The organism is Microbacterium sp. MYb66 (assembly GCF_002979435.1).
Lineage (GTDB): Bacteria > Actinomycetota > Actinomycetes > Actinomycetales > Microbacteriaceae > Microbacterium.
The window spans coordinates 414,849-439,575 of sequence record NZ_PCOV01000001.1 but is presented as its reverse complement, the minus strand read 5'-3'; the positions used below and the strand labels follow the sequence as shown (position 1 = coordinate 439,575).

Annotated in this window: 27 protein-coding genes, 1 other RNA gene and 1 pseudogene; 5 read left to right on the top strand and 24 right to left on the bottom strand. The window is 66.7% G+C overall.

Going from position 1 to position 24,727, the window contains the following annotated elements; all coding sequences use genetic code 11:
- Positions 1-90 precede the first annotated feature (90 nt).
- Positions 91-460: a transfer-messenger RNA gene (gene ssrA, locus CQ045_RS02060) on the bottom strand.
- Between the two features lie 140 nt (positions 461-600).
- Here ssrA and CQ045_RS02055 point away from each other — a divergent pair.
- Positions 601-1,266 carry an SIMPL domain-containing protein gene (locus CQ045_RS02055; RefSeq protein WP_105721021.1) on the top strand — a complete coding sequence of 222 codons (666 nt, stop codon included), beginning with the start codon at positions 601-603 and terminating at the stop codon, positions 1,264-1,266.
- Between the two features lie 6 nt (positions 1,267-1,272).
- Here CQ045_RS02055 and hflX read toward each other — a convergent pair whose 3' ends face one another.
- Entirely contained in the window at positions 1,273-2,784 is a 1,512-nt protein-coding gene (gene hflX, locus CQ045_RS02050; RefSeq protein WP_105721020.1) for a GTPase HflX, read from the bottom strand.
- 68 nt (positions 2,785-2,852) lie between these two features.
- Between hflX and CQ045_RS02045 the strand changes: the two genes are divergently transcribed.
- Positions 2,853-3,494 (top strand): class I SAM-dependent methyltransferase, encoded by a 642-nt coding sequence (locus CQ045_RS02045; protein WP_105721019.1) that lies wholly within the window; start codon positions 2,853-2,855, stop codon positions 3,492-3,494.
- Between the two features lie 19 nt (positions 3,495-3,513).
- Here CQ045_RS02045 and dapF read toward each other — a convergent pair whose 3' ends face one another.
- The 18 genes and pseudogenes from dapF to CQ045_RS01955 form a co-directional block, all read right to left on the bottom strand.
- The gene (gene dapF, locus CQ045_RS02040) at positions 3,514-4,386 is read right to left on the bottom strand and encodes a diaminopimelate epimerase (RefSeq protein ID WP_105721018.1); all 873 of its coding nucleotides are present in this window, start codon (positions 4,384-4,386) and stop codon (positions 3,514-3,516) included.
- A gap of 30 nt (positions 4,387-4,416) precedes the next feature.
- On the bottom strand, positions 4,417-4,944 hold the full coding sequence (locus tag CQ045_RS02035) for a dihydrofolate reductase family protein (protein WP_105721017.1): 528 nt from the start codon (positions 4,942-4,944) through the stop codon (positions 4,417-4,419).
- A 56-nt stretch (positions 4,945-5,000) separates the two neighbouring features.
- Positions 5,001-5,912: a tRNA (adenosine(37)-N6)-dimethylallyltransferase MiaA gene (miaA, locus tag CQ045_RS02030; RefSeq protein WP_105721016.1), complete on the bottom strand. Its 912-nt coding sequence runs from the start codon at positions 5,910-5,912 to the stop codon at positions 5,001-5,003.
- A complete protein-coding gene (miaB, locus tag CQ045_RS02025) occupies positions 5,909-7,456 on the bottom strand; it encodes a tRNA (N6-isopentenyl adenosine(37)-C2)-methylthiotransferase MiaB (RefSeq protein WP_105721015.1) in 1,548 nt (515 codons plus the stop codon). Before miaB ends, miaA begins: the two co-directional genes overlap by 4 nt.
- A 49-nt stretch (positions 7,457-7,505) precedes the next feature.
- The gene (locus CQ045_RS18975) at positions 7,506-7,979 is read right to left on the bottom strand and encodes a regulatory protein RecX (protein ID WP_258130916.1); all 474 of its coding nucleotides are present in this window, start codon (positions 7,977-7,979) and stop codon (positions 7,506-7,508) included.
- 398 nt (positions 7,980-8,377) lie between these two features.
- Entirely contained in the window at positions 8,378-9,427 is a 1,050-nt protein-coding gene (gene recA, locus CQ045_RS02015) for a recombinase RecA (RefSeq protein ID WP_105721013.1), read from the bottom strand.
- A 270-nt stretch (positions 9,428-9,697) separates the two neighbouring features.
- A complete protein-coding gene (locus CQ045_RS02010; protein ID WP_105721012.1) occupies positions 9,698-9,922 on the bottom strand; it encodes a DUF3046 domain-containing protein in 225 nt (74 codons plus the stop codon).
- An 18-nt stretch (positions 9,923-9,940) separates the two neighbouring features.
- The gene (locus CQ045_RS02005; protein ID WP_017830901.1) at positions 9,941-10,249 is read right to left on the bottom strand and encodes a helix-turn-helix domain-containing protein; all 309 of its coding nucleotides are present in this window, start codon (positions 10,247-10,249) and stop codon (positions 9,941-9,943) included.
- A 141-nt stretch (positions 10,250-10,390) separates the two neighbouring features.
- On the bottom strand, positions 10,391-10,879 hold the full coding sequence (locus CQ045_RS02000) for a CinA family protein (protein ID WP_105721011.1): 489 nt from the start codon (positions 10,877-10,879) through the stop codon (positions 10,391-10,393).
- Positions 10,876-11,454, bottom strand: coding sequence for a CDP-diacylglycerol--glycerol-3-phosphate 3-phosphatidyltransferase (gene pgsA / locus CQ045_RS01995; protein ID WP_105721010.1), 579 nt, complete (start codon positions 11,452-11,454; stop codon positions 10,876-10,878). The genes CQ045_RS02000 and pgsA overlap by 4 nt, the downstream gene beginning before the upstream one ends.
- The gene (locus tag CQ045_RS01990) at positions 11,454-14,174 is read right to left on the bottom strand and encodes a DNA translocase FtsK (RefSeq protein WP_105721009.1); all 2,721 of its coding nucleotides are present in this window, start codon (positions 14,172-14,174) and stop codon (positions 11,454-11,456) included. Before CQ045_RS01990 ends, pgsA begins: the two co-directional genes overlap by 1 nt.
- Positions 14,175-14,248: 74 nt before the next feature.
- Positions 14,249-14,743, bottom strand: a complete 495-nt coding sequence (locus CQ045_RS01985) for a GNAT family N-acetyltransferase (RefSeq protein ID WP_105721008.1) — start codon at positions 14,741-14,743, stop codon at positions 14,249-14,251.
- A gap of 73 nt (positions 14,744-14,816) precedes the next feature.
- A complete protein-coding gene (locus CQ045_RS01980; RefSeq protein WP_105721007.1) occupies positions 14,817-16,493 on the bottom strand; it encodes a ribonuclease J in 1,677 nt (558 codons plus the stop codon).
- A gap of 53 nt (positions 16,494-16,546) precedes the next feature.
- A complete protein-coding gene (dapA, locus tag CQ045_RS01975; protein ID WP_105721006.1) occupies positions 16,547-17,524 on the bottom strand; it encodes a 4-hydroxy-tetrahydrodipicolinate synthase in 978 nt (325 codons plus the stop codon).
- A 49-nt stretch (positions 17,525-17,573) separates the two neighbouring features.
- Positions 17,574-17,807 (bottom strand): annotated as a pseudogene (locus CQ045_RS19125) (EF-Tu/IF-2/RF-3 family GTPase); the annotation flags it as partial.
- Positions 17,808-17,996: 189 nt separating this feature from the next.
- Positions 17,997-18,758 (bottom strand): SDR family oxidoreductase, encoded by a 762-nt coding sequence (locus tag CQ045_RS01965; protein WP_105721004.1) that lies wholly within the window; start codon positions 18,756-18,758, stop codon positions 17,997-17,999.
- Complete coding sequence (locus CQ045_RS01960; RefSeq protein WP_105721003.1) at positions 18,758-19,234, bottom strand: dihydrofolate reductase; 477 nt, start codon at positions 19,232-19,234, stop codon at positions 18,758-18,760. The genes CQ045_RS01965 and CQ045_RS01960 overlap by 1 nt, the downstream gene beginning before the upstream one ends.
- A complete protein-coding gene (locus CQ045_RS01955; protein ID WP_105721002.1) occupies positions 19,231-20,040 on the bottom strand; it encodes a thymidylate synthase in 810 nt (269 codons plus the stop codon). Before CQ045_RS01955 ends, CQ045_RS01960 begins: the two co-directional genes overlap by 4 nt.
- A 118-nt stretch (positions 20,041-20,158) precedes the next feature.
- Between CQ045_RS01955 and CQ045_RS01950 the strand changes: the two genes are divergently transcribed.
- The 3 genes from CQ045_RS01950 (at position 20,159) to CQ045_RS01940 (ending at position 21,675) form a co-directional block, all read left to right on the top strand.
- A complete protein-coding gene (locus CQ045_RS01950; protein ID WP_105721001.1) occupies positions 20,159-20,572 on the top strand; it encodes a thioredoxin family protein in 414 nt (137 codons plus the stop codon).
- Between the two features lie 21 nt (positions 20,573-20,593).
- Entirely contained in the window at positions 20,594-21,166 is a 573-nt protein-coding gene (locus CQ045_RS01945) for a DUF4395 domain-containing protein (protein WP_105721000.1), read from the top strand.
- Between the two features lie 83 nt (positions 21,167-21,249).
- Positions 21,250-21,675 carry an OsmC family peroxiredoxin gene (locus tag CQ045_RS01940; protein WP_105720999.1) on the top strand — a complete coding sequence of 142 codons (426 nt, stop codon included), beginning with the start codon at positions 21,250-21,252 and terminating at the stop codon, positions 21,673-21,675.
- A gap of 15 nt (positions 21,676-21,690) precedes the next feature.
- Here the strand turns inward: CQ045_RS01940 and CQ045_RS01935 are convergent, their stop codons facing one another.
- From CQ045_RS01935 to CQ045_RS01920, 4 genes are all read right to left on the bottom strand, one after another.
- Entirely contained in the window at positions 21,691-22,125 is a 435-nt protein-coding gene (locus CQ045_RS01935; RefSeq protein ID WP_105720998.1) for a hypothetical protein, read from the bottom strand.
- Positions 22,125-22,865, bottom strand: a complete 741-nt coding sequence (dapB, locus tag CQ045_RS01930; RefSeq protein WP_105720997.1) for a 4-hydroxy-tetrahydrodipicolinate reductase — start codon at positions 22,863-22,865, stop codon at positions 22,125-22,127. The genes CQ045_RS01935 and dapB overlap by 1 nt, the downstream gene beginning before the upstream one ends.
- A gap of 73 nt (positions 22,866-22,938) precedes the next feature.
- Positions 22,939-23,541, bottom strand: a complete 603-nt coding sequence (locus CQ045_RS01925) for a histidine phosphatase family protein (RefSeq protein WP_017830917.1) — start codon at positions 23,539-23,541, stop codon at positions 22,939-22,941.
- Between the two features lie 69 nt (positions 23,542-23,610).
- On the bottom strand, positions 23,611-24,639 hold the full coding sequence (locus CQ045_RS01920; RefSeq protein ID WP_105720996.1) for an aldo/keto reductase: 1,029 nt from the start codon (positions 24,637-24,639) through the stop codon (positions 23,611-23,613).
- Between the last annotated feature and the right edge of the window lie 88 nt (positions 24,640-24,727).

Sequence of the window (24,727 nt, the reverse complement as noted above, 5' to 3'; positions counted from 1 at the left end):
CCCCGCGACCGCCTTTTCCCCTCCTGCACACGAAGAAGCCCCGCGATCTCCTGAGCAGGGGATCGCGGGGCTTCTTCTGTGACAACGGCTTGGTGGAGCTGGGGGGAATCGAACCCCCGTCCAACGCTGAGTCTCCACGCCTTCTCCGGGCGCAGTCTGTGAAGACGTTCTACTCGGCTCCGACCTTTGTCACAGACACCTAAGTCGACGAGCCCAGCCTGGGAAGAGTCCCACGTGACGTCCAGACGCCGTCACGCAGCAAGATTCCTAGATGACGCCAGGATCCGTATCGGAATCACATACGGCCTGACGGACTATCGGGCTCGCTTATGCAGCGAGGGCGAAGTCGTTGCGCTTGGTTTCGGCAACTATTGTTTTGCAGAGAGCGTTTACGAGATAACTCTGCATCCTCGGCCCGCTTCTCGTGGATTCACAGGCGCTGTCGAAACCGATCAGCCCCGTGGTCCTTCTCGCGAAGGAGCCGCTGTCACTCTGTGGAATTACCATCTCGGATGACGAACACCCGAGCATCACAGACTACAACGTTCGGGGCCCCTCCGCCATTCCTAGGCACGCCGGCAGCTGGCGTAGAGTCGCCCCATGAGCGAAGTCACCGTCACCGTCCGCGGCGAGCACGAGGCGCGCATCGCGCCGGAGCGCGCAACCATCCGTGTCAGCGTGCGCGCCGAGGGTCCTGAGCGCAGTGCGGTGGTCGAGAGCGTGATGCGCCTCGCGGAGCCGGTGCGCGTGAGCATCACCGAGCGCGCGAATGCCGGCACCGTCGTCGACTGGACCAGCAAGCGCCTCTCCGTACGCGCCGAACGCCCCTGGAACAGCGAGGGCAAGCGTCTCGCGCCGGTGTACTACGCGAGCATCGACTTCACTGCGACCTTCGTCGAAGCATCCGAGCTCTCGATCTGGGTATCGGACGTCTCGCCCTGGGACGGGGTCGAGGTGGGCTGGGTCGACTGGCACCTGACGCCTGAGACTCGCGCGCGCGTCGAGCGCGAGGTCGCTGCGCAGGCCGTCAGGGTCGCCATCACCCGCGCCGAAGCGTATGCGGGGGCTCTCGGTCGGAACGAGGTGACGCCCCGGGAGATCGCCGATGTCGGGCTCATCTCCAGCGGACAGCCCGCGCCCGGGGCGCCGCTCATGAAGGCTCGCGGCGGCGTCGCATTCGCAGCCGACGTCGCACCCGCCATGGAGTACGAGCCGGAGGAGATCGTCATCTCCGCGACCGTCGAGGCCCGCTTCGTCGCCCGCTGATCCGCGTCAGTCCTCCGCTGTGAACGGAGCGAGGTCGGCGGCGAGGCGCTCGGAGACCCGCGCGTGCACGGCGGTACCGGCTTCGCGGTGATCGACCTCGAGCAGCATCCCCGTTTCGTGGATCGCGGCCACGAGGTCTCCGCGGTCATACGGGATCACCGCATGGATCTCGACGGCCGGCTTCGGAAGCGCGGCTTCGATCGTGGCGCGCAGCTCGGGGATACCCTCACCGGATCGTGACGACACGAAGTGAGCGTGAGGCTGGAGTCCGCGGAGCACGAGGCGCTCGTCCTCGTCGATGAGGTCGGCCTTGTTGAAGACGACGATCTCCGGCAGGTCGCGGACACCGACGTCGCCCAGCACATCGCGTACCGTCTGCAGCTGCCCGGCGGGGTCCGGATGCGATCCGTCGACGACGTGGAGAACGACGTCGGCCTCACCGACCTCCTCGAGAGTGGAGCGGAACGCCTCGACGAGCTGGTGCGGGAGGTTGCGGACGAATCCGACCGTGTCGGTCAGTGTGTAGACACGGCCGTCCTCGGTCTCGGACCGGCGAACAGTCGCGTCCAGCGTGGCGAACAGAGCGTTCTCGACCAGGACGCCGGCGCTGGTGAGCGCGTTGAGCAGGCTCGACTTGCCGGCGTTGGTGTACCCGGCGATTGCCACAGACGGAATCGTGTTGCGCTTGCGCTCGGCGCGCTTCGCCTCACGTGCCGGACCGAAGTCGCGGATCTGTCGGCGCAGCAGAGCCATCTTGGTGCGGATCCGTCGGCGGTCGAGCTCGATCTTCGTCTCACCGGGGCCGCGGGAGCCCATTCCGGCACCGCCCGCGCCCACCTGTCCACCCGCCTGGCGGCTCATCGAATCGCCCCAGCCGCGCAGACGAGGGAGCAGATACTCGAGTTGAGCGAGCTCGACCTGGGCCTTGCCCTCTCGGCTCTTCGCGTGCTGACTGAAGATGTCGAGGATCACCGTGGTCCGGTCGATGACCTTGACCTTGACGACATCTTCGAGCGCGCGACGCTGGCTCGGCGCGAGCTCCGTGTCGGCGATGACGGTGTCCGCACCGACCGCGGCGACGATGTCCTTGAGTTCCTGCGCCTTGCCTCGACCGAGGTAGGTCGCAGCATCCGGATGAGGGCGACGCTGCAGGACGCCGTCGAGAACGACGGCACCGGCGGTCTCCGCCAGCGCGGCGAGCTCACGCAGCGAGTTCTCCGCATCCTCCTGAGCGCCCTGGGGGTACACGCCGACGAGGACGACGTTCTCCAGGCGCAGCTGCCGGTACTCGACTTCGGTGACGTCTTCGAGCTCCGTCGACAGACCGCCGACTCGGCGAAGCGCATGCCGATCCTCGAGATCCCACTGCGCGCCGTCCGTGCTGGTGTGCGCAGCCGTCGACTCGTCCTGCAGCGCTTGCGCTGCGCCGAACACGTGCACATCCGAGCGCTTCTCTGCGTTCGCGAGCACGCGATCGACCGTGTGGTCGTCGGTGGAGGGTGTCGTGGTCTCCGTCATCCGTTCCTTGTCTCTGGGTTTTGTAGCGAGCCTTAACCTTAGCCCGCGCTGTCCGGTACGCTCACCGTATGGGGTCAGAACACTACTTCACTGCGGCCCCGGCAAGCCCCGAGAATCTGCGTAAGATCCGCGTATCGCTCGCAGGCCGAGAGCTGGAAGTCACCACCGCGGGTGGCGTCTTCAGCCCGGATCGTCTGGATGCCGGCACTGCAGTGCTCCTCGCCAACATGCCCCCGGTCCCCCCGGGTGGCGACCTTCTCGACCTCGGCAGCGGCTGGGGTCCGGTCACGCTGTCGATGGCCCTGGCCGCTCCCCACGCGACGGTGTGGGCCGTCGACGTGAACGAGCGTGCCCTCGATCTCGTGCGTCGCAACGCTGCTGCTCTCGGGCTCACCAATGTCAACGCATCTCTGCCCGATGATGTTCCCGAGCACGTGTCCTTCCGCACGATCCGTTCCAACCCGCCCATCCGCGTCGGCAAGAACGAGCTCCATGGACTTCTCGAGCGGTGGATCCCCCGGCTCGATGAGCGCAGCGACGCCTGGTTGGTCGTCCAGCGCAACCTCGGTGCGGACTCCTTGCAGCGGTGGATCGGCTCGACTTTCCACCCCGGTTACAGCGTCTTCCGCACTGCCACCGGAAAGGGCTACCGGATCCTGAAGGTGCGAAAGCATGGCACCCCTCCGACCGAGCCGATCGCTCTCGGCTGATCCGGTTCGCTGCGACCTCTCAGAGCAGATCGACCTCGCCCTGGAACACGAGCTGCGCCGGCCCGGACAGCGCGACATGCTCGCCGTCCTCGGCCGGGAACATCCGGACTCCGAGGGTTCCTCCCGGAACCTCCACGCTCCAGTTGTCCGGTGCTTTCTCACCCGCCCAGTACCGCACCGCGAGAGCGGTCGCCGCCACTCCGGTACCGCAGCTGAGTGTTTCCCCCACACCGCGCTCGTAGACGCGCATACTCACGTGTCCGACGCCGTCGCGCACCAGAGGTTCTCCCGGAACGACGAACTCGATGTTCGCTCCCGCGGGCAGCATCGGGTCCAGTCCGGGCGCGCGGTGCAGTTCGAGAGCGCCGAGCTCGGACTCCGAGGCGAGCGCGACCACGACGTGCGGGTTCCCGACGTCGATGCCGAGACCGGGACGTGTGACCGAAAGGCCATCGACGCGTACGAGCGGATCGTCGCCCGAGAGCTTCCAGCGGCCCAGGTCGACCTGATATCCGGTCGCACTGCGCGTCACGTCGCGGACGCCTGCCCTGGTGCCGATGGGCAGCGTCGACCCGGGTTCGATCGTCGCAAGACCGGAGCGGACGAGGTAGTGCGCGAACACACGGATGCCATTGCCGCACATCTCTGCGATGGACCCATCGGCGTTGCGATAGTCCATGAACCACTCCGCGCCAGATTCCTCTTCGAGAGCTGCTGCTCCTTCGGGGATCGCCGCTGACCTCACGACTCGGAGGATCCCGTCGGCACCGATGCCGAAATGGCGATCGCACAGCACCGCGACCTGTTCGACTGTGAGGTCGAGTTCGCCGTCGGGATCAGCGATGATGATGAAGTCGTTGCCTGTGCCATGCCCCTTGGTGAATGCGACCATGGTCCCAGTCTAGGGATTCCGAATGCTCGTTCAGCGCTGCACGACGCGGTACCGGCCGCAGAGGAAGTTGCGGTTGCGCGCCACATCGACGAGTTCGAGGTCAAGCCGCCGTGGAAGCAGCGGGGCGCCGGAGCCCAACGTGACGGGCGCATACTGCACCCAGACCTCGTCCAGCAGTCCGGCGTCGGCGAATTGTCCCGCGAGGTCTCCCCCGCCGACGATCCAGATGTCCTGACCTGCGGCAGCCTCGAGCATCTCGGCGTGCACGCTCCGCACGTCATCCTGAGTCAGCCGCACGTCGGCGCTCTCCGGGAGCGCGAGTTCCCGGTGGGTGAAGACCCAGGTGGGTTGACGGTATCCCCAGCGCCCCTCTTCGTGCCGCATCACCCACTCGTACGTCGAGGACCCCATCGCCAGCGCGCCGATGTTCTTCTCGAAAGCGTTGTATCCCATCGCTCCGTCAGGATCGACGTCCTGCGTCAGCAGCCAATCGAGCGAGTGGTGGTCCGTCGCGATGAATCCGTCGAGGCTGGAGGCGGTGAAGAAACAGGTGGTCATATCACCAGAGTCGCAGGTGCCACCGACATCGTCGGGGACCGGGCGCGCGGACGGACTCAGTGCCGAAGGAGCTCCTCCACCTCAGCCGGAGCGTTCCGCCATTCCAACTCCGCGTACCGCTTGAACCATGACACCTGTCGCCGAGCGTAGCGTCGTGTGAGCGCCTGCGTCTGCGCGATGGCATCAGCTTCCGTGAGGATGCCGTCCAACTGCGCCAGAGCCTGCGCGTAGCCGATGGCCTTGGGGGCGGTGGCGCCCCGTTCGAGACCCTTCTGCCGAAGGTCTGCGACCTCGTCCACGAGGCCCGCCTCCCACATCCGCACGACCCGGGCGTCGAGACGATTCACGAGGTCGGTTCGGTCGACGTGCAGACCGATCAACCGGGTTCGCGGATGCCACAACACCGGACGCTCGGGGAGGGACGCGCCGTAGGTGCTGCTCCCCTGCTCGATGACCTCGAGCGCTCGGATGACTCGACGGCTGTTGCGAGGATCGACCTTCGCCGCCGTCGCGGGGTCCAAGGTGCGAAGGCGATCGAGCAGACCTTCGAGACCGTGGGACTCCGACTCCTGCTCGAGGCGCGCACGGACTTCGGGGTCGCGCGGTGGGAAGTGGAACTCGTACACGACACTCGAGATATAGAGGCCGGAGCCGCCGACGAGGATCGCGTCGTCGCCTCTCATATGAATGGAACGAATCGCCTCGCGTGCCTCGGGCTGGTACCAGGCGACTGCCGCCTCCTCATCGACCTCTCGGACGTCGAGGAGATGGTGCGGGACACCGCGGCGCTCCGCGAGCGGGAGCTTCGCGGTGCCGATGTCCATTCCGCGGTACAGCTGCATGGCGTCGGCGTTCACGATCTCGGCCGGGTTGCCCCGTGCACGCAATGCCTCGGCGAGGTCGAGCGCGAGATCACTCTTTCCGGTGCCGGTGGCCCCGACTACCGCCCAGAGCCGCGGTTCACTCACACGCCGACGCGCAAGGTCGGCAGGCCAAGCGACACCGCGCGGGGACCGCCGTCCGCGGCCGGGGCGGGAACCGCGCAGGACTCGGCCTGCGAGCGGTCCCAGGCGTCGCCGCCGCGTGTGCGACGGATTCGCAGCGGCGCCCCCGTGGGGTCATCGGCCAGCAGGTGGAAGGGAGCCCCATGTGAGACGGTCACGGTCACGACATCGCCAGGCCGAGGAAGATCGGACCCTTCGGTGACCTCGAAGTGCACCAGGCGGTTGTCTTCGGCGCGGCCGGTGAGACGATGCGTCTCGGTGTCCTTCTTGCCCTCGCCGGTGGAGACCAGTACCTCGATCTCGCGACCGACCTGCTTCTGGTTCTCCTCCAGCGAGATGCGCTCCTGCAGGGCGATCAGGCGGTTGTACCGCGCCTGGACGACCTCCTTGGGCACCTGATCCTCCATGGTCGCCGCCGGGGTGCCCTCGCGGATCGAGTACTGGAATGTGAAGGCTGCCGAGAACCGAGCCTGCTCGACGACACGCATGGTGTCTTCGAAGGCTTCTTCAGTCTCCCCCGGGAAGCCGACGATGATGTCGGTCGTGATCGCGGCGTTGGGGATACGATCACGGACGCGGTCGAGGATACCCAGGAACCGCTCACTGCGGTACGACCGACGCATCGCCTTGAGGATGCGGTCGCTTCCCGACTGGAGCGGCATGTGCAGCTGCGGCATCACATTGGGCGTCTCGGCCATCGCGTCGATCACGTCGTCGGTGAAGGCCGCAGGGTGCGGGCTCGTGAAACGAATGCGCTCCAGGCCCTCGATCTCGCCCGCGGCGCGGAGCAGCTTGCCGAACGCCTGGCGGTCGCCGAACTCGACGCCGTAGGAGTTCACGTTCTGTCCGAGGAGGGTGACCTCGATCGCGCCGTCCTCGACGAGGAGACGGATCTCGTTCAGGATGTCGCCGGGACGACGGTCTTTCTCTTTGCCGCGCAGGCTCGGCACGATGCAGAACGTGCAAGTGTTGTTGCAGCCGACCGAGATCGAGACCCAGCCGCTGTGCGCAGAGTCGCGTTTGGTCGGGAGGGTGGATGGGAAGACCTCGAGCGACTCGAGGATCTCGAGTTCGGCGTCGCCGTTGTGTCGGGCGCGCTCCAGCAGCCCCGGCAACGAGCCCATGTTGTGTGTGCCGAACACCACATCGACCCACGGCGCCTTGTCGAGCACGGCCTGCTTGTCCATCTGCGCGAGGCATCCGCCAACGGCGATCTGCATGCCCTGCTTGCGGCGCTTCACCGAAGCGAGATGTCCGAGCGTGCCATAGAGCTTCCCGGCGGCATTGTCGCGGACCGCGCAGGTGTTGATGATCACCACGTCGGCTTCGGCGCCGTCGAGCGCGCGGACGTACCCGGCGCTCTCCAGAGAACCCGAGAGTCGCTCGGAGTCGTGCACGTTCATCTGGCACCCGAAGGTGCGCACCTCGTAGGATCGCTGTCGTCCGTCGTCGTCGACGGCTGCCGACGACGCGCCGATGATCGTCGGTTCGCTGCGCGGGATAGTCATGATGATCCCATTGTACGAGCCGTTGCCGAGCCGATGGAGCGTCGTGGCATCAGTCGGAATCGACGAAACGGACCCCCGACGTCGACCCGCCGAACGTCGTCTCACGCAAGGCCGCCTTCGCCGCCTTCATCGAGACCGCCCCGTTGTAACCGCGCCGCGAGAGTTGGCCCACCAAGCGCCGCAGCGCGGTGTCATGGTCCAGCCGACTCATGGAACGGGCCTTGCCTCGGGCGAACTCGAGGGCGCGCTCGTCGTCATCGTCCGGCAGGTCATCGAGCGCACCGTCGATGATGTCGCGAGGGATCCCGCGCTGGGCGAGCGCGCGTGACAACGCGACTCTCCCCTGACCCTTGCGCTCCACACCGGAGGTCACGAGAACGCCGGCGAGGGCGACATCGTCGAGATAGCCACGATGGCAGAAGTCATCGATCACGTCTTCGATCACTCCGCCCTCGAGGTCGTGTCCCTTGAGCACCACTCGAGCTTCCGACACCGAGAGGGACCGCGCGCGAAGCTTGCGCACCAGGGATTCCTCCGCCGCGACACGGACCTCGTGCGTCGTCGCGACCTCCTCCTCAGCTGTCTTCTCGCCGTCCGACTCGCTCAGAGCCCGGAGACGAGGTACGGAGCCGGATGGTCTCCGCTTGTCGGGTACGGAAACTCCGGACGCCCCTCTTGCGGGGTGACGGTCACTGGGCGTGCCGGAACCTCGCGCCCCGGCGATCGAGCCAGCATCCGCCGGGGAATCCCAGGTTGAACGCCAGAGGCCACCCTCGCCGGTCCGCCGCGGCACGACCCCAGACGCAGCGTCCGCATCGGCACCCGGGTTCGCAGCAGTCGGACGCGTCTTCTTCGACGTGTCACCGAAGAGAGGAATGATGGGGGCGATCTGGTCGCGATCGCCCCCACGAGAGTCGCTCATCAGGCCGGACGACGCTCGGCGAGCTCGTCTTCAGCTGCCGGCACGGCGACCGGTCCACCGATGCCGAGCTTCTGCTTGATCTGCGTCTCGATCGCCAGAGCGATGTCGGGGTTGTTGAGCAGGAACGTTCGCGCATTCTCCTTGCCCTGGCCCAGCTGATCGCCGTCGTAGGTGTACCACGAACCAGACTTCTTGACGATCGCGTGCTCGACACCGAAATCGATCAGGCTGCCTTCGCGCGAGATCCCGACGCCGTAGAGAATGTCGAACTCCGCCTGCTTGAAGGGCGGTGCCATCTTGTTCTTCACGACCTTGACCCTGGTGCGGTTTCCGACGGCGTCGGTCCCGTCTTTCAGCGTCTCGATGCGGCGGATGTCCATGCGGACCGACGCGTAGAACTTCAATGCCTTGCCGCCCGCAGTGGTCTCGGGCGAGCCGAAGAAGACGCCGATCTTCTCACGAAGCTGGTTGATGAAGATCATCGTGGTGTTCGTCTGGCTCAGACCACCCGTGAGCTTGCGAAGCGCCTGCGACATGAGTCGGGCCTGCAGACCCACGTGAGAGTCACCCATCTCACCCTCGATCTCCGCACGGGGCACGAGCGCCGCAACGGAGTCGATGACGATGAGGTCGATCGCGCCGGATCGAACCAGCATGTCGGCGATCTCGAGCGCCTGCTCACCGGTGTCTGGCTGGGAGACGAGAAGCGCGTCGATATCGACACCGAGCTTCGCGGCGTAGTCAGGGTCGAGCGCGTGCTCGGCATCGATGAAGGCTGCGATGCCACCGCCACGCTGCGCATTCGCGATCGCGTGCAGTGTCAGCGTCGTCTTACCCGAGGACTCCGGGCCGTAGATCTCGACGATTCGTCCACGCGGAAGGCCTCCGACGCCGAGGGCGACGTCGAGGGCGATGGAGCCGGTGGGGATGACGGCCACGGGAGCGCGCTCATCGCTGCCCAGCCGCATGACCGAGCCCTTTCCGAACTGGCGGTCGATCTGGGCGAGTGCGGTCTCGAGGGACTTCTCGCGGTCGGCGGGTGATGGCATTGTCTGCTCCTTCTGCGCGCGTGGTGCCGCCTGTAGGCTGTCGCGGCTCTCCCGGCTGGGAGGAACTCTCCGACAAGGCGTAATGGCTCTTCGGCTTGTTTTCCACCGTAGGAGAGGCCACCGACATCGACGCGGCGAGCTCGCATACCGTGCAGAACAGATTCTCTGAACCACTTGTGCAGAAGACTACGCCCGCTTCGAACAGATCTTCGACGACACGCCGAATGGCGATCGGCGTGACCCGTACGCTCCGGACATCCACCGCGAGGATCAGCGCCCGCGCGGCTCCTGTCGACCCACACCGTGACGCCTGTTCTCCGGCACATCCATCTCGGCACACAGAGCCAACCAGATCTCGCGCGGCGGAGTGCCGTCGGCCAGCGCTTCAACGGCCGTCCGACCACCGACGGCGGTGAGCCCGAGGTCGTTCACCAAAGAGGTCGCGCGCGCCTCGAACTCGGTATCGACGGCGCGGAGGAACTCACTACGACGCATCGCTTCCCTCGCCGGGGATCAGTGCAGCGAGAGCTGGGGCTCGATCGACGCCACGAGGTCGTCGGGGACGACGTCCGGGAAGACCTGGATGCCCTCGAGCACGGAGATGCGATCTCCGACCTCGCGCATGATCGTCGAGATGGGAACGTCGAGGGCGTCGGCGACGGACGCCAGAATCTCGCTGGACGCTTCCTTCTGTCCGCGTTCGACCTCACTGAGGTAGCCGAGCGCAACCGACGCCTTGCTTGCGACCTGCCGGAGCGTCCGCCCCTTCTGCAGGCGGAAGTCCCTCAGCACATCGCCGATTTCCTGTCGTACAAGAATCATCGGAACCTCCTCCCCATGTGATCGTTCGAGGTCTCCCCCGATGAGACAGCCAGTCTAGTACCGCTGGCATGCACAGAATCTACCCTTGCACTCTGTGGTTTAAGTGTGAGCACATCAGACATAACCAGCTCGGGGGCGCCGCTATTCCGAGAGCATCTCGAGCAGCCCGTCGAGGGCTGCCGCGACCGCTTGGAGTCGGATCGAGTCGCGTTCCCCTGTGAAGTGAAACTCGGTCGTCCGCGACGCCGTCGGAGTCACGACCCCGACGTGTACCGTACCTACCTGCTGCCCGTCCGGGGAATCGGGGCCGGCGATTCCTGTCGTCGAGACGCCGACATCGGCGGGAACGCCATCGATGCCGACGGCACCTCGCACGCCTTCGGCCATCTGCAGCGCCACCTGCGGATGCACAGGCCCGTAGACAGCCAGAAGATCTGCATCGACTCCGAGCACGGAGGCCTTGACCGGAGTCGCATAGGCCACGACACCACCGAGCAGCACGGCGGACGCGCCGGGGACCGAGACGATCTCCGCGCACAGCGCACCGCCCGTGAGCGATTCAGCGACGCCCAACGTCCAGCCTCGCTGTTTCAGCGCTGACAGGACCGCGTCGGCGTCCGGCTCGTTCATACCCGCTTCTGCCGCGATCCGCGCACCTGCGCGACGATGTAGTCGATCCCGCTCGCGACCGTGAGCACGAGGACGATGAGCATCAGGAGGAAGGTGATCAGCGTCCAGGTTTCGAGGCCGATCAGGACGTGCAGGGGAAGCAGCGCCCAGCCGAGGGCCACCCCCTGGAACGCAGTCTTGATCTTGCCCATCCAGGCCGCGGCGACGACATGCTCGCTGGCCACCATGAGGCGGTGGATGGTGATCCCCCACTCGCGCACCAGGATGATCGCGACGATCCACCAGCTGACCTCACCGAGGATGGCGAGGCCGACGAAACCTGCTCCGGTGAGCAGCTTGTCGGCGATCGGATCCCAGAGCTTTCCGAAGTCGCTGACGATGTCGTACTTGCGGGCGAGATAGCCGTCGACCCAGTCGGTGGATATTCCGACGATGAAGATGATGGCGGCCGCCCAGCGGAGGCCGGGTTCAGGGAGACCGTAGGTGCCGCCCATGAGCAGCAGTACGAAGAAGATGACCGCCAGCGGGATGCGCGCGACGGTGATGGCATTGGGCAGCTGCCGAGGAATCGCCATCAGTCGCGCCCCGTCAGGCCCCAGGCGTCTTCGTCCCCACCCTCGGCCTCCACCTCGGGGAGTCCTTCGTACTGGGCAGCGATCGGATCGTGCGTCTGAGGCAACGGCGGTACCGGAGGAACTGCAGGAGCGGCCGGAGCCGGAGAGGACGAAGGAACGTCGTCTCCGCGCAGCTTGGCCATCACCTGCGGGAGCTGCTCGGCCGTGGCCAACACGTCGCGGGCCTTGGAGCCCTCGGACGGTCCGACGATCTCGCGGGACTCCAGCAGGTCCATCAGGCGTCCTGCCTTCGCGAACCCGACGCGCAACTTGCGCTGCAGCATCGACGTCGAACCGAACTGGGACGAGACGATGAGCTCGGCGGCGGCGAGCAGAAGCTCCAGATCGTCGCCGATGTCCTCGTCGACTTCCTTCTTCTTGGTCGGCTCCATCGCTTCCTGGACGTCGGGGCGATAGTCCGGTCGTGCCTGACGGGTGACGTGCTTGACGACCGCGTCGATCTCCTTCTCGTCGACCCACGCCCCCTGCAGTCGGAACGGCTTCGACGAACCCATCGGCGAGAACAGAGCATCGCCCTGGCCGATGAGCTTGTCGGCGCCCGGGCTGTCGAGGATGACGCGGCTGTCGGTGACGCTGGTGACGGCGAAGGCGAGTCGCGACGGCACGTTGGCCTTGATGAGACCGGTGACCACGTCGACGCTCGGGCGCTGGGTCGCGAGGACCAGGTGAATACCGGAGGCTCGTGCGAGCTGCGTGATGCGGACGATCGAGTCCTCGACGTCGCGAGGGGCGACCATCATGAGGTCGGCGAGCTCGTCGACCACGACCAGGAGGTAAGGGTAGGGCTTGAGCACACGCTCGCTGCCCACAGGCAGTTCGACCTCGCCGGCCCGCACGGCACGGTTGAAGTCGTCGATATGGCGGAAGCCGAACGACGCGAGGTCGTCGTACCGCATGTCCATCTCCTTCACGACCCACTGCAGCGCTTCCGCAGCCTTCTTCGGGTTCGTGATGATGGGGGTGATCAGGTGCGGGACGCCGGCATAGCTGGTGAGCTCCACGCGCTTCGGGTCGATCAGGACCATTCGCACGTCGGCAGGACGTGCCCGCATCAACAGGCTCGTGATCATGGAGTTCACGAAGCTCGACTTACCGGAACCCGTGGAACCGGCCACCAGGAGGTGCGGCATCTTGGCGAGGTTCGCGATGACGATGTTGCCGCCGACGTCCTTGCCGACACCGATCGTCATGGGATGGGTGCTCTTCTGCGCCGCAGGCGACCGGAGGACGTCGCCGAGGGCGACCATCTCCTTGTCGGCGTTGGGGATCTCGATGCCGATCGCGCTCTTGCCGGGGATCGGCGAGAGGATGCGGACGTCGTTCGACGCCACGGCGTAGGCGAAGTTGTTGCTCAGTTGGAGGATCTTCTCGACTTTCACGCCGTGGCCGACCTCGACCTCGTACTGCGTGACCGTCGGCCCGCGCGAGAATCCGGTGACCTTCGCGTCGACCTTGAACTGCGACAGCACGCTCGTGATCTGCTCGATCACCTTGTCGGTGGCCTCGGAGCGCATGACCGGAGGCGGCCCCTCGACCAGGAGGCCGGGAGAGGGCAGGATGTACGGCGTGACGGGGGCCTGCGGCCCGCGGTCACCAGGGCCCTCGGTGCCGAAGCCGTCGAGCCCGGGGAGCTCTGGCACCTCCCCCGTGTCCGAATCGTCGTCGAGGAGCGCCGTGGTCTGCTGTTCCGCGAGGGAGTCGGCGACCGAACGGACCTCGGAAAGCACCTCGGTGGCGGCGTCGTACGGGTTCTCGACCACGACCGCCTGGTCATAGGCGGGCGTGGGGTCGGAAGTCGTGAGGAGAGCCGTGATGTCGTCGGACCCGAGGGTGCCCTCGTCGGGGTCCTCTTCACGGCCGGTCTTGTTGCGACGCCACCAGGGCAGCACGTCCGGGTCGTCGACCTTGTCGGCGTCGTCGATCGCTACGGCGTCCTTGACCGGCTTCTCCGGGCGCTCGGCGTCGAACATCCAGGCGTACAGATCACCCAGGCGTCGACCGATACGGTTCGGTGGAGTCTTGGTCAGAATCAACACGCTGAGGGCGGTCAGCATCGTCAGGACGATGTACGCGGGAATGTTCGTCAGATACGTCAGAGGCTGGCCCACGAGCCACCCGAAAAGCCCACCGCCGTCGCTCAACGCCGTGATGTCCGGCTGAGGCTGAGGCTGTCCACCGGCGACATGGCAGAAGCCCGCCAAGGAGATCACAAAGAGACCGAACCCGAATCCGATGCGACCGTTGTCATTCACGGAAGCCGGGTGTCGGAACAGCCAGCCCGCAAGGACCAACAAAAGCAGAGGCATGATGAAGGCCACGCGGCCGACGAGTAGCCCGACGGAGTAGGCGCTGATGTTCTCAGCAACCTCGTTTCCGATGAAGACCCACTCGTTGACTGCGCCGAGCACGGCCAGCAGCACGAGCAAGAACGGGAAACCGTCGCGGCGCTCGTCCTTTTGCAGGACCTCCGGCCCGAACGCGCGGAAGAGTCCGCCGACGCCGTGCGCCAGTCCGACCCACGCCCGTACGATCACCGGGGGCTTGTCCGCTTCGTCGATGTACTTCTTGGGCGCCGGCTGGGCCTTGGGAGCCGTCTGCCGCTTGGGGCGCGACGGTGCGCTCGTCGACGCGCGCTCTGTCTTCGTGGTACTCCTGGCCATGGTTCTCACGTTACGTCCACCTGCCGACAACTCCGCGTAATGACGCGGCTTTCCGCTGATCCCCACGGTGCTGGCTAGAGCGTCCCGCGGACCATCGTGTCGCGGATCGCACCCTCCCCCACGACGGCGAATCCCTCGGCGCGATACAGGTTGCGCGCGAAGTTGTCCCGTTCGACGCTCAGGCTGATCCGCGCGTGCCCTTCCGTCCCGGCGAGCTGCACGATCCCGCGCAGCAGAGATCGCCCGACTCCCCGAGCACGCCAGAGTGGATGCACTCCGATGATCAGCTCGGGGACAGCGGCACCGACGAAGCCGAATCCCGGGGCGTTCTGCGGCAGTACCCGATACCAAGCGGCACCGACGGGCGCGTCATCTTCGCCGGTGGCGACCAGACCGTCATCGGACATCCGCTTCCAGCCCGCGAGATACCGTCGATGCTCCGGCGACGTCAGCACCTCGTGGCGCGGACGCACTCCGCCCGCGCGCCAGTTGGCGGCCTCGACGAGCATGTCGCCGAGGAACCTCGCATCCGTCTGCGCCGCCCTGCGAAGAGCAAAGCCCCTGTACATGACGCGAGCCTAGGACGCCGGTGTTACGCCGGGATGTCGAGCAGCCGTGAGTGGGAGAAGGACTCCCCTGCCGTCACGCCTCGATGACGAGGGGCACGATCATGGGGCGACGACGGAGACGCTGGTTCACCCAGCGACCGATCGTGCGTCGCACGACCTGCGACAGCGCGTGGGTGTCACGGACACCGTTGCCGGACGCCTCCTTGAGCGCGGCGACGATCTTCGGCGTCACGTCGTCGAACACGGAGTCGTCCTCGGCGACGCCGCGCGCGTGGATCTCCGGGCCGGAAATGATCCGTCCGGTGCCGGCATCCACGACGACGATCACCGAGATGAAGCCCTCTTCGCCGAGGATCCGGCGGTCCTTGAGGTCGGCATCGGTGATCTCGCCGACCGTGGAGCCGTCGACGTAGACGAATCCGAGGTCGAGCTGTCCCGTGACCTTCGCGACGCCGTCCTTGAGGTCGATCACGGTGCCGTTGGAGGCGATGATCGTGTTCTCCTCGGGGACGCCGGTGTCCTGCGCAAGCTTGGCGTTCGCGATGAGGTGCCGGTACTCACCGTGGACGGGGAGGACGTTCTTCGGCTTCAGGATGTTGTAGCAGTAGATCAACTCTCCGGCAGCGGCATGTCCGGAGACGTGCACCTTCGCGTTGGCCTTGTGCACCACGTTCGCGCCGAGCTTGGTCAGTCCGTCGATCACGCGGTAGACCGCATTCTCGTTGCCGGGGATGAGGCTGGAGGCGAGGATGACCGTGTCGCCCTCGCTGATCTCGATCGCGTGGTCCATGTTCGCCATGCGGCTCAGCACGGCCATCGGCTCGCCCTGGGAACCGGTCGACATGTAGACGATCTGCTCATCGGGGAGGTCGCGCGCCTTCTTGAAGTCGATGAGGACCCCGTCCGGCACCTTCAGGTAGCCGAGCTGCTCGGCGATCGTCATGTTCCGCACCATGCTGCGGCCGAGGAACGCGACGCGGCGCCCATTGGCATGCGCGGCGTCGATGACCTGCTGCACACGGTGGACGTGGCTGGAGAAGCTCGCGACGATGACCCGACGAGGGGCCTTCGCGATGACCTGGTCGAGCACCGGACCGATGGAGCGCTCGGTCGGAGTGAAGCCGGGGACATCGGCGTTGGTCGAGTCGACGAGGAACAGATCCACGCCTTCTTCGCCGAGGCGCGCGAACGCGCGCAGATCGGTGATCCGGCCGTCCAACGGCAGCTGGTCCATCTTGAAGTCACCGGTTGCGAGCACCATTCCGGCGGGAGTGCGGATCGCGACGGCCAGCGCATCAGGGATCGAGTGGTTGACCGCGACGAACTCCAGGTCGAACGGACCGACCCGCTCCTCCTGGCCCTCCTTCACCGTGAGGGTGAAGGCTTTGATGCGGTGCTCCTTGAGCTTCGCCTCGACCAGCGCGAGGGTGAGCCCCGAGCCGATGAGAGGGATGTCGCTCTTCAGACGCAGCAGGTACGGAACCGCGCCGATGTGATCTTCGTGTCCGTGCGTGAGCACCACGCCGACGATGTCGTCGAGTCGATCGCGGATCGGCTCGAAGTCGGGCAGGATCAGATCGACACCGGGCTGGTGCTCCTCGGGGAACAGCACGCCGCAGTCGACGATCAGGATCTTGCCGTCGTACTCGAACATGGTCATGTTCCGACCGATCTCGCCGAGACCGCCGACGGGGATGACCCGCAGCGTTCCTTCTTCGAGAGCGGTCGGTTCTACCAGGGGAATGGACATGCTGTCTCCTCAGTCGGACACTCCGCGCGTCCGTTCGTTCATGGCGACGCGGCTCAGCGCGTCGTGCCGTGCACCTTCGGCAGGGCACCACCCGCAGCCGCGTTGCGGTCGGGTCGGAAGTTCGAGAAGTCGGCGCCGGGGACGTTCGTGACGAGGTCGAGCTCATCCTCGATGAGCGCGGCCTCCCATTCCTCGGGGCCGACCAGGGGAAGTCGGACGCGGGGACTCGAGATGCGGCCGAGCCCGTGCAGGATGTACTTGGCGGCGACGGTGCCGGGAACATGCGTCATCACCGCGCGCACGAGCGGCTCGAGCCGCTTGTGCTCGGCGGTCGCCGTGGCGAGGTCGCCCGCGTTCACCGCGTCGATGATGGTGCGGTACGGCGCCGCAGCCACGTTCGCCGTCACCCCGATGAGACCGGTGGCTCCGATCGCGAGGTGCGGCAGCACGTTCGCGTCATCGCCGGAGAAATACATCAGGTCGGTCTGGTTGAGCACGCGGCTCACCTCGGAGAAGTCACCCTTTGCATCCTTCACCGCGAGGATGTTCGGGTGCTTCGCGAGTCGCAGAATCGTCTCGTACTTGATCGGGACGCCGGTGCGACCCGGGATGTCATACAGGATCACCGGCAGGTCGGTCGCGTCGGCGACCAGACGGAAGTGGGTCAGGATGCCGGCCTGGGTCGGCTTGTTGTAGTAGGGCGTGACGATCATGATGCCGTCGGCGCCGGCCTTCTCGCTGGCCTTGTAGAGCTCGATCGCATGGGCCGTCTCGTTCGAGCCGCCGCCGGTGATGATCTTGGCGCGACCGGCGGAGACCGACTTGCCGACCTCGACGAGCTTGAGCTTCTCGGGGTCCGTCAGCGTCGAGGTCTCGCCGGTCGTTCCCGTCACGACGATGCCGTCCGCGCCAGCGGTGATCACGTCATCGATGTGCTTCTCGACGGCGGGCCAATCGACTTCACCGTCGGCCGTCATCGGAGTGACGAGCGCGACGAGAACCTGTCCGAAAGGGTTGCCCGAGTGCGTCATAGAACCCAGCGTATCGTTCGGATGCGGCTCATGCGGACGTGGCCACGCGGATGACGTCCCCGCGGGCGACGTCGACCGTGCCGCGCAGGAGCAGCCCCACCATGTCGCCGATGACCGCCTCGTCCGCGCGCTTGCGGAACATCTCGATACCGGTGATCTCCGTCGACGCGATCTCGGAGGCCCCGCGGACCACAGCGACGGCATCGCCGACGCGGAGCCTGCCGACATTCACCTTCCCCGTCACCACGAGACCGCGACCCGTGATCGTGAAGACGTCCTCGACGATCAGCTCGCCGTCACCCATGATGACTCCGCTGGTGCTAAGCGTCGACGGCGGGAGCGTCGACGATGCCGATCCGGCTGCCAGTCCATTGAGACGTGCTGCCTCCGCCTCGTTGTACGCGCGCAGCATCTCGCTGGCGTCAGGCGCGTCGCGCTTCCTTCCGAACCAGCCCATGCCCTCAGCCCCGGGTCAGACCCGGCCACGGCGGGCGACGCCCGACGTGAGGGAGCTCGGAAGGATACGGGTCAACGCCACGATCGCCTTGTATCGCAGCGACGGAATCGACACCGCCTTGCCGCGAGCCGCATCGCGCAGTCCCACGCGGACCACGTCGCGCGCGTCCAACCACATGATCCCCGGGATACCCTCCTGACCGACGGCGAGGCCCATCCGCTCGTGGAAGGTCGTGTGCGTGAAGCCGGGGCACAGTGCGGTGAAGGTCACTCCGTCCCTCGCATACTCCGCATTCGCCCACCGGCTGAAGCCGATCAGCCACGCCTTGCACGCCGAGTAGGTGGAGCGGGAGATGAATCCGGCGACCGATGCCACGTTGATGATGCGCCCACCTCGACCGCGCATGGACTGCAGCGCAGCGTGCATCAGACGCATCGACGCTTCGACGTGCACCCGGAGATGACGCACCTCGTCTTCGATGTCGTTCTCGGCGAACTGCAGAGGGAGCCCGAACCCGGCGTTGTTCACCAGAAGATCGACGGGATCGGCGGTGTCACGCAGCCGCTCGGCGACCTTCTCGACATCGGCTTCGTCCGCGAGATCGGCCACGATGATCTCCGCGGCGACGCCGAACTCGCTCCGCAGTTCGGCGGCGAGTGCCTGGAGCGCCTCGGCTGAGCGTGCCACGAGGACGAGGTCGGCCCTCCGCCGCGCGAGCTGGCGCGCGAACTCCGCGCCGAGTCCGGCACTGGCGCCGGTGATCAGTGCGGTGGGCATCAGCGCGCGTATCCGAGGAATCGGAAGCGGATGCCGGTGCGTGAGGTCTGCCAGTCCCCTTCGTCGACGAGGCGCCATCCGGACTTGGCGGGCGCGTATGCATCCCCGGACACTTCGAGGTCGAGCTCCGTGACCTCGAGCCGGTCTGCATCTCCGATCACCTGACGGAAGATCTCGGCGCCGCCGATGATCCACACCCTGTCCAGGCCTCGGACGGCCTCGGCGACCGTCGACGCCCGGCGCGCTCCCTCTTCCGACCAGTCCTGCTGTCGCGTCACCACGATGTTCTCGCGACCCGCGAGCGGGCGGAACCGCTCAGGCAGCGAGTCCCAGGTCTTGCGCCCCATCACCACCGGCGCACCGAGCGTGACCTCCTTGAAGTGCGCGAGGTCTTCGGGCACGTGCCAGGGCATCCCGCCTTCGGCACCGATCACGCCACCGCGTGCTTCAGCCCAGATCAGTCCGACCCAGGTCATACCGCCACCGCCGCGCGGATCGGTGCGTGATGCTGATAGTCCTCCACCACGAAGTCCTCGTAGCGGTAGTCGAAGATCGACTCCGGCTTCCGTGCGAAGCGGAGCGCCGGGTACGGATACGGCTCTCGGGAGAGCTGCTCGCGGACCTGCTCGACATGATTGTCGTAGACGTGGCAATCGCCGCCCGTCCACACGAAGTCGCCGGGTTCGAGGCCCACCTGCTGCGCGATCATCATCGTGAGCAGAGCGTAGGAAGCGATGTTGAACGGCACGCCGAGGAACATGTCCGCGCTGCGCTGATACAGCTGGCAGGAGAGTTTGCCGTCGGCGACGTAGAACTGGAACAGGGCGTGGCACGGAGCGAGCGCCATATCGGGGATGTCTGCGGGGTTCCAGGCCGACACGATGAGGCGGCGGGAGTCGGGCGAACGACGGATCTGCTCGATCACCTCGGAGAGCTGGTCGATGCTCCCGCCATCGGGCGTCGGCCACGACCTCCACTGCACTCCGTACACGGGGCCGAGGTCGCCGGATTCGTCGGCCCACTCGTCCCAGATCGTGACGCCGTTCTCGCGAAGCCAACCGACATTCGAGTCACCCTGCAGGAACCAGAGGAGCTCGTACGCGATCGACTTGAAGTGCACCCGCTTGGTCGTGATGAGCGGAAAGCCCTTCGACAGGTCGAAACGGATCTGTCGCCCGAAGACGCTCGTGGTGCCGGTCCCGGTGCGGTCGGACTTGTGAGTGCCGGTCTCGAGGACGTCGCGGAGCAGGTCTTCATACGGAGTCGGGACGGCTGCGCTCATGACAGCCACGATACCGCCCCACCCTCCCTCACGGGCGGATCCCCCGCGCCGGAATCACGGCTCGTCATGCTCGGAAACATGGCCTCGACGCCGCCGCCGGCCGCGTAATCTCTGACGCATGTCGCCTGCACTCGCCTTCGGGATCGCCGCTGCGCTTCTCGCGCTCGCCACGATCATCGGCATCGTGCTGCGGCGCCGCGACGGACGACGTCGTGACGGAGGCTCACTCCGCTTCGATCCGACGGACGCGGCGTCGGCGGAACTCGGCTCACGCGCGACCCTGGTGCAGTTCAGCACCGAAATGTGCACGCGGTGCCCTCAGGTCCGCCGTCTGCTCCACACGTATGCGGCGGAAGGCGATGGAGTGCGTCATGTCGAGGTGGACCTGACGCACCGCCCTGATCTCTCGGCGCGCTACCGAGTGCTGCAGACGCCGACGACCTTCGTCGTCGACCCCTCCGGCGCGGTTCGCGCTCGATTCCACGGTGTCCCCGACCGGCACGCCCTCACCGAAGCCGTCGCCGCCGTCTGAGGCGCGAGAACTGGAGCACTCATGACCGCCCCGACAGGCATAGATCCTCGCGGACCGCGCTTCGCTGCCACGCTCACCGCCATCCTGCTGCTGGTGGCGACGTTCCTGGCTCTGATCGGGATCTCGACCGCCCGACTCCCCGGCACCTGGTTCGCGATCAGTCCGTCCACGGACTTCGCATTCATCGGAGGCAAGACCTGGGCGATCTCCTCCGCGACTCTTGCGCAGCGCGTGCTGGACCCGGGATTCCTGCTCACCGTCGTCATCGCTCTGCTGTTCCTCTGGGGCGTCGTCTCGCCACGCACGGCCCCATGGGGTGTGGTCTTCCGCACCCTGGTGCGTCCCCGTCTCGCGCCGCCGGGCGAGCTGGAGGATCCTCGTCCCCCGCGGTTCTCGCAGGGCGTCGGGCTGTTCGTCGTCAGCGTCGGCCTCCTGCTGCATCTCGTGGGTGTCCCGTGGGCACTGCCGATCGCGACCGCAGCCGCATTCATCGCCGCCTTCCTCAACGCCGCCTTCGCCTTCTGCCTCGGCTGCCAGCTCTACCTCCTGCTGCAGCGCGCCGGAGTCGTCGGACGAGAACCTGCCACGTCCTGAGCACTGTTCCCCCGCGTGCGGACGCTCGCTAGGCTGGCGACGAGCCGACGCTGCACCCGCGCAGTGCGAGAACCGGAGGAATCATGCCCGTCACCAGCGAAGCCGCCAGCACCTGGACCGGATCGCTCATGGAGGGATCCGGCACCGTCGCGTTCTCGTCCTCGAACCTCGGCACCTTCCCGATCAACTGGAAGGCGCGCAGCGAAGGCAGCGACACCACCACCACGCCGGAAGAACTGATCGCCGCGGCTCACGCGTCCTGCTTCACGATGGCACTCTCGCACGCCCTCGCGGAGAACGGCACCCCTCCGGAGCGGGTGAACACGAGTGCATCGGTGACCTTCAAGCCCGGCGTCGGCATCACGGGCAGCCACCTCAACGTCAATGCGACCGTCCCGAACCTCACGCCCGAGGCGTTCCAGGAGATCGCCAACGGCGCCAAGACGGGATGCCCCGTCTCGCAGGCACTCGCCGGGATCGAGATCACCCTCGAGGCGACGCTGGCCTGACCGACTCCGCCGGGCTCAGCGGCGGGCGAGCCGGATCGCCTCGCGAATGCTGGCCCTGGCATCTTTGCGGCGCCCTGCCGCATCCTGGACGACACCGAGCCGATACCGCGCGCGCCACTCGTCTTCGGCGGCATCGGCTTCCGCCGTGTACCGTGCGATGAGCGGATCCGCGTCGGCCCGTGCGATGCGTCCACTCGGCGTCAGCTCGGTCTCCACCGGCGGCATTCCTCCTTCGGCATCGAGAATGCGTCCGAGACGGTCCGCGCCGAAGCCGAACATCATCTCCCGGATCAGCGCCCAGGCGCCGATGGGCGCCAACACGAGGAGCGTGATTCCCATGCCGATCGACACAGGAGTGCCGACGGAGATGAACATCGCCGCGAGCCAGATCGCGACCGCGAGATAGAGCAGCAGCGCCGCTGCCATCAGCGCGACGCCGATTCGGGACATCACGACCGGATGCCGATATCGATCATGTGCTCCAGACCGACGAACACGCCGGTGGCCTTCACCGCGAACGGCACGGAGAGCCGGATGCCGGGCGCATACGCGAGCGCCGAATCGGTCGTGTCATGAGTGAACGTGAGCGACTCCCCCGGTCCGGAGAGGATGACCTCCTGCTTGGCCACGACCCCGGGACGCCGCAGCGAGTGGATCGGCACGCTGCCGACCTGCTGCCCGCGGGCGCGCTGATCCGCGTGCGGAGCGCTGACGGGTCCCTGCTCCGCGCGCGCCGCCGCGATGAGCTCCGCCGTGCGGACGGCGGTACCACTGGGCGAGTCGATCTTGGTCTCGCGATGCGCTTCGATGATCTCCGCGGAGCCGAAGAACGGTGCGGCCGCGGCGGCGAGGGCGGATCCGAGGACCGAGCCGAGCGAGAAGTTGGGGATGAAGACCGCGCCCGTGCCCGCGGCTTCGACCAGAGGGCGCACCAGGGCGATCCGCTCCGCCGACCACCCCGAGGTCGCGACCAGCACGTTGATCCCGCGCTCCACGGCTGCGCGGACGACTTCGATGCTCACCTGCGGGGTCGAGGCATCGACGACGAGGTCGGCCCCATCGAGCTCGGAGAGATCACTCGAGGACGTCAGCACACGGCTCACGTGGAAGCCCTCGAGCTCATCGATCACCGCGCCGATGATGGTGCCGAGCTTCCCGGTTCCGCCGACGAGTGCTACCTGCGTGGTCATGCTTCCAGTCTATGGAGGCACCGGCACAGTCCGCCCGGGGCGCGCGGGGTGGCCGCATCGACAGGGGGCTGAATCAGACGAGGAGCGCGTCGGGGATGCCGGTGCGCAGCTCCACCGGAAGGTGGCCGGTGTCGTTGTGCGTGAGCAGCGTCCACGGCCGCCCCTGCTTCTGTGCGATGACGGTCAGACCGCAGTGCGACTGGTTCAGCGTCATCCATCGCCACTCAGGGGCCGCGAGAACCTCGCGAACGAACCAGGAGATCACGAAGTTGTGCGTGATGAGCACCTCGTGCACGTCGCCCGTCTTGCGCACGAGGAACTCGTTGACGGCATCCGACATCTGCGCCCTCCCCGCTTCGATCTCGGCCTCGGTCACCGATCCGAAGAACGGCTCGAACACCGAGGGCGTCTCGTCGGTCATCCCGGTGGGTACGCAGTCGAAGAGCAGGGCGGTCGGTTCAGGATCGACCGAAGGCAGACGAGCGGCGATCGCGCGGGCCGTCTCATTCGCACGCAGCAACGGGGAATGCCAGACGGCGTCGAGCGGTAGCCCGGAGAGACGGTCTGCGATCAGCTCTGCCTGACGCTGCCCTCGCGGGGACAGGGGTCCGTCGGCGAGACCGTGCTCCGCATCCTGATGTTCACCATGTCTGACCAGATATATGTAGTGCGTCACAACTCGCTCGCTTCATCGCCAGCATCCGCCGGGCCTCCCTCCCACCTTATGTCACGGGTGGGACGAAGCTCAGTTGCCGGCCCGGGTGAGCTCGGCGACCTGGCTCCGCGACAGCGAGACGCCTGCGCCCTGCATGAGTTCGTCGACATGATCGGTCGCGAACGTGTTCACGATGGGTGCCGCGACCGTGCGCTGCGCGAGTAGCCAAGCGATGGACACCGCCGCCACCGGAACCGCCAGCTCCTGCGCGACCTGATCGAGTGCGCGCAGGATCTTGATCCCCCGCCGGTTCAGGTGGCCGCGCAGTTGCTCGCCACGCACCCCGCGCGAGGTGAGCGCCTTGTTGCGATGGCGCCCGGACAGGAACCCGTGCTCGAGCGCGTGCGAAGGCGTGACCGCCAGGTTCTGCGCCCCCGCGACGAGTCGCAGGTCGCCCTCGAACGGCTGACGCCGGATGAGGTTGTACGGCGCGTCGATCACCTTGATGCGCGGATAGCCGGCCGAAGCGAGGATGCGTGCTTCGACGAGCCGTTCCGGTGCGAAGCCGAAAGCTCCGAGCGAGCCGATCTTGCCGGCCTCGGTCAGCCACTCCACGGTCGCCAGTGTGTCTTCGAGGTTCGTGGTCGCGTCGAGCGTGGCGTCGAGGTACAGGACGTCGATGCGGTCGACGCCGAGCCTCGTCAACGAGCCCTCGACGGCACGGACGAGGTTGACCGATCCGAGACCGGGGTTGTCGGCATGCGCTCCGATGCGCACGCTGAGGAGCGCCCGATCGCGCCGGCCGCGCGACTGCAGCCACTGACCGATGATGTGCTCGCTGCGTCCACCCGAGAAGCCGTCGGCGGTGTGGATCGCGTTGCCGCCGAACTCCACGTAGCGATCGAGGATTCCGTGGCTGGTCTCGAGGTCGACGTTCCAGCCGAACTCGGCAGCCCCCAACATCAGCGGGAAGGTCTCGAAGCCGGTCTCGCCGAGTGAGACACGGATGGTCTCGCCTATTCCGGGTCCGACGATCGGGATCGGCGCGGACGGATGCTCCGCGCCCTCCTGCTGGGCACGTTCTGCGGACGCCCCTGCGCCTACGCTGAACAACCGCATACTCTCTCACCCCCGCGTCGATCGGTGCGTGCCGACCTGCGTACCTGCTGACTCTGCACCCCCCGGTGCGTACTTCGAGGGTAAGCGA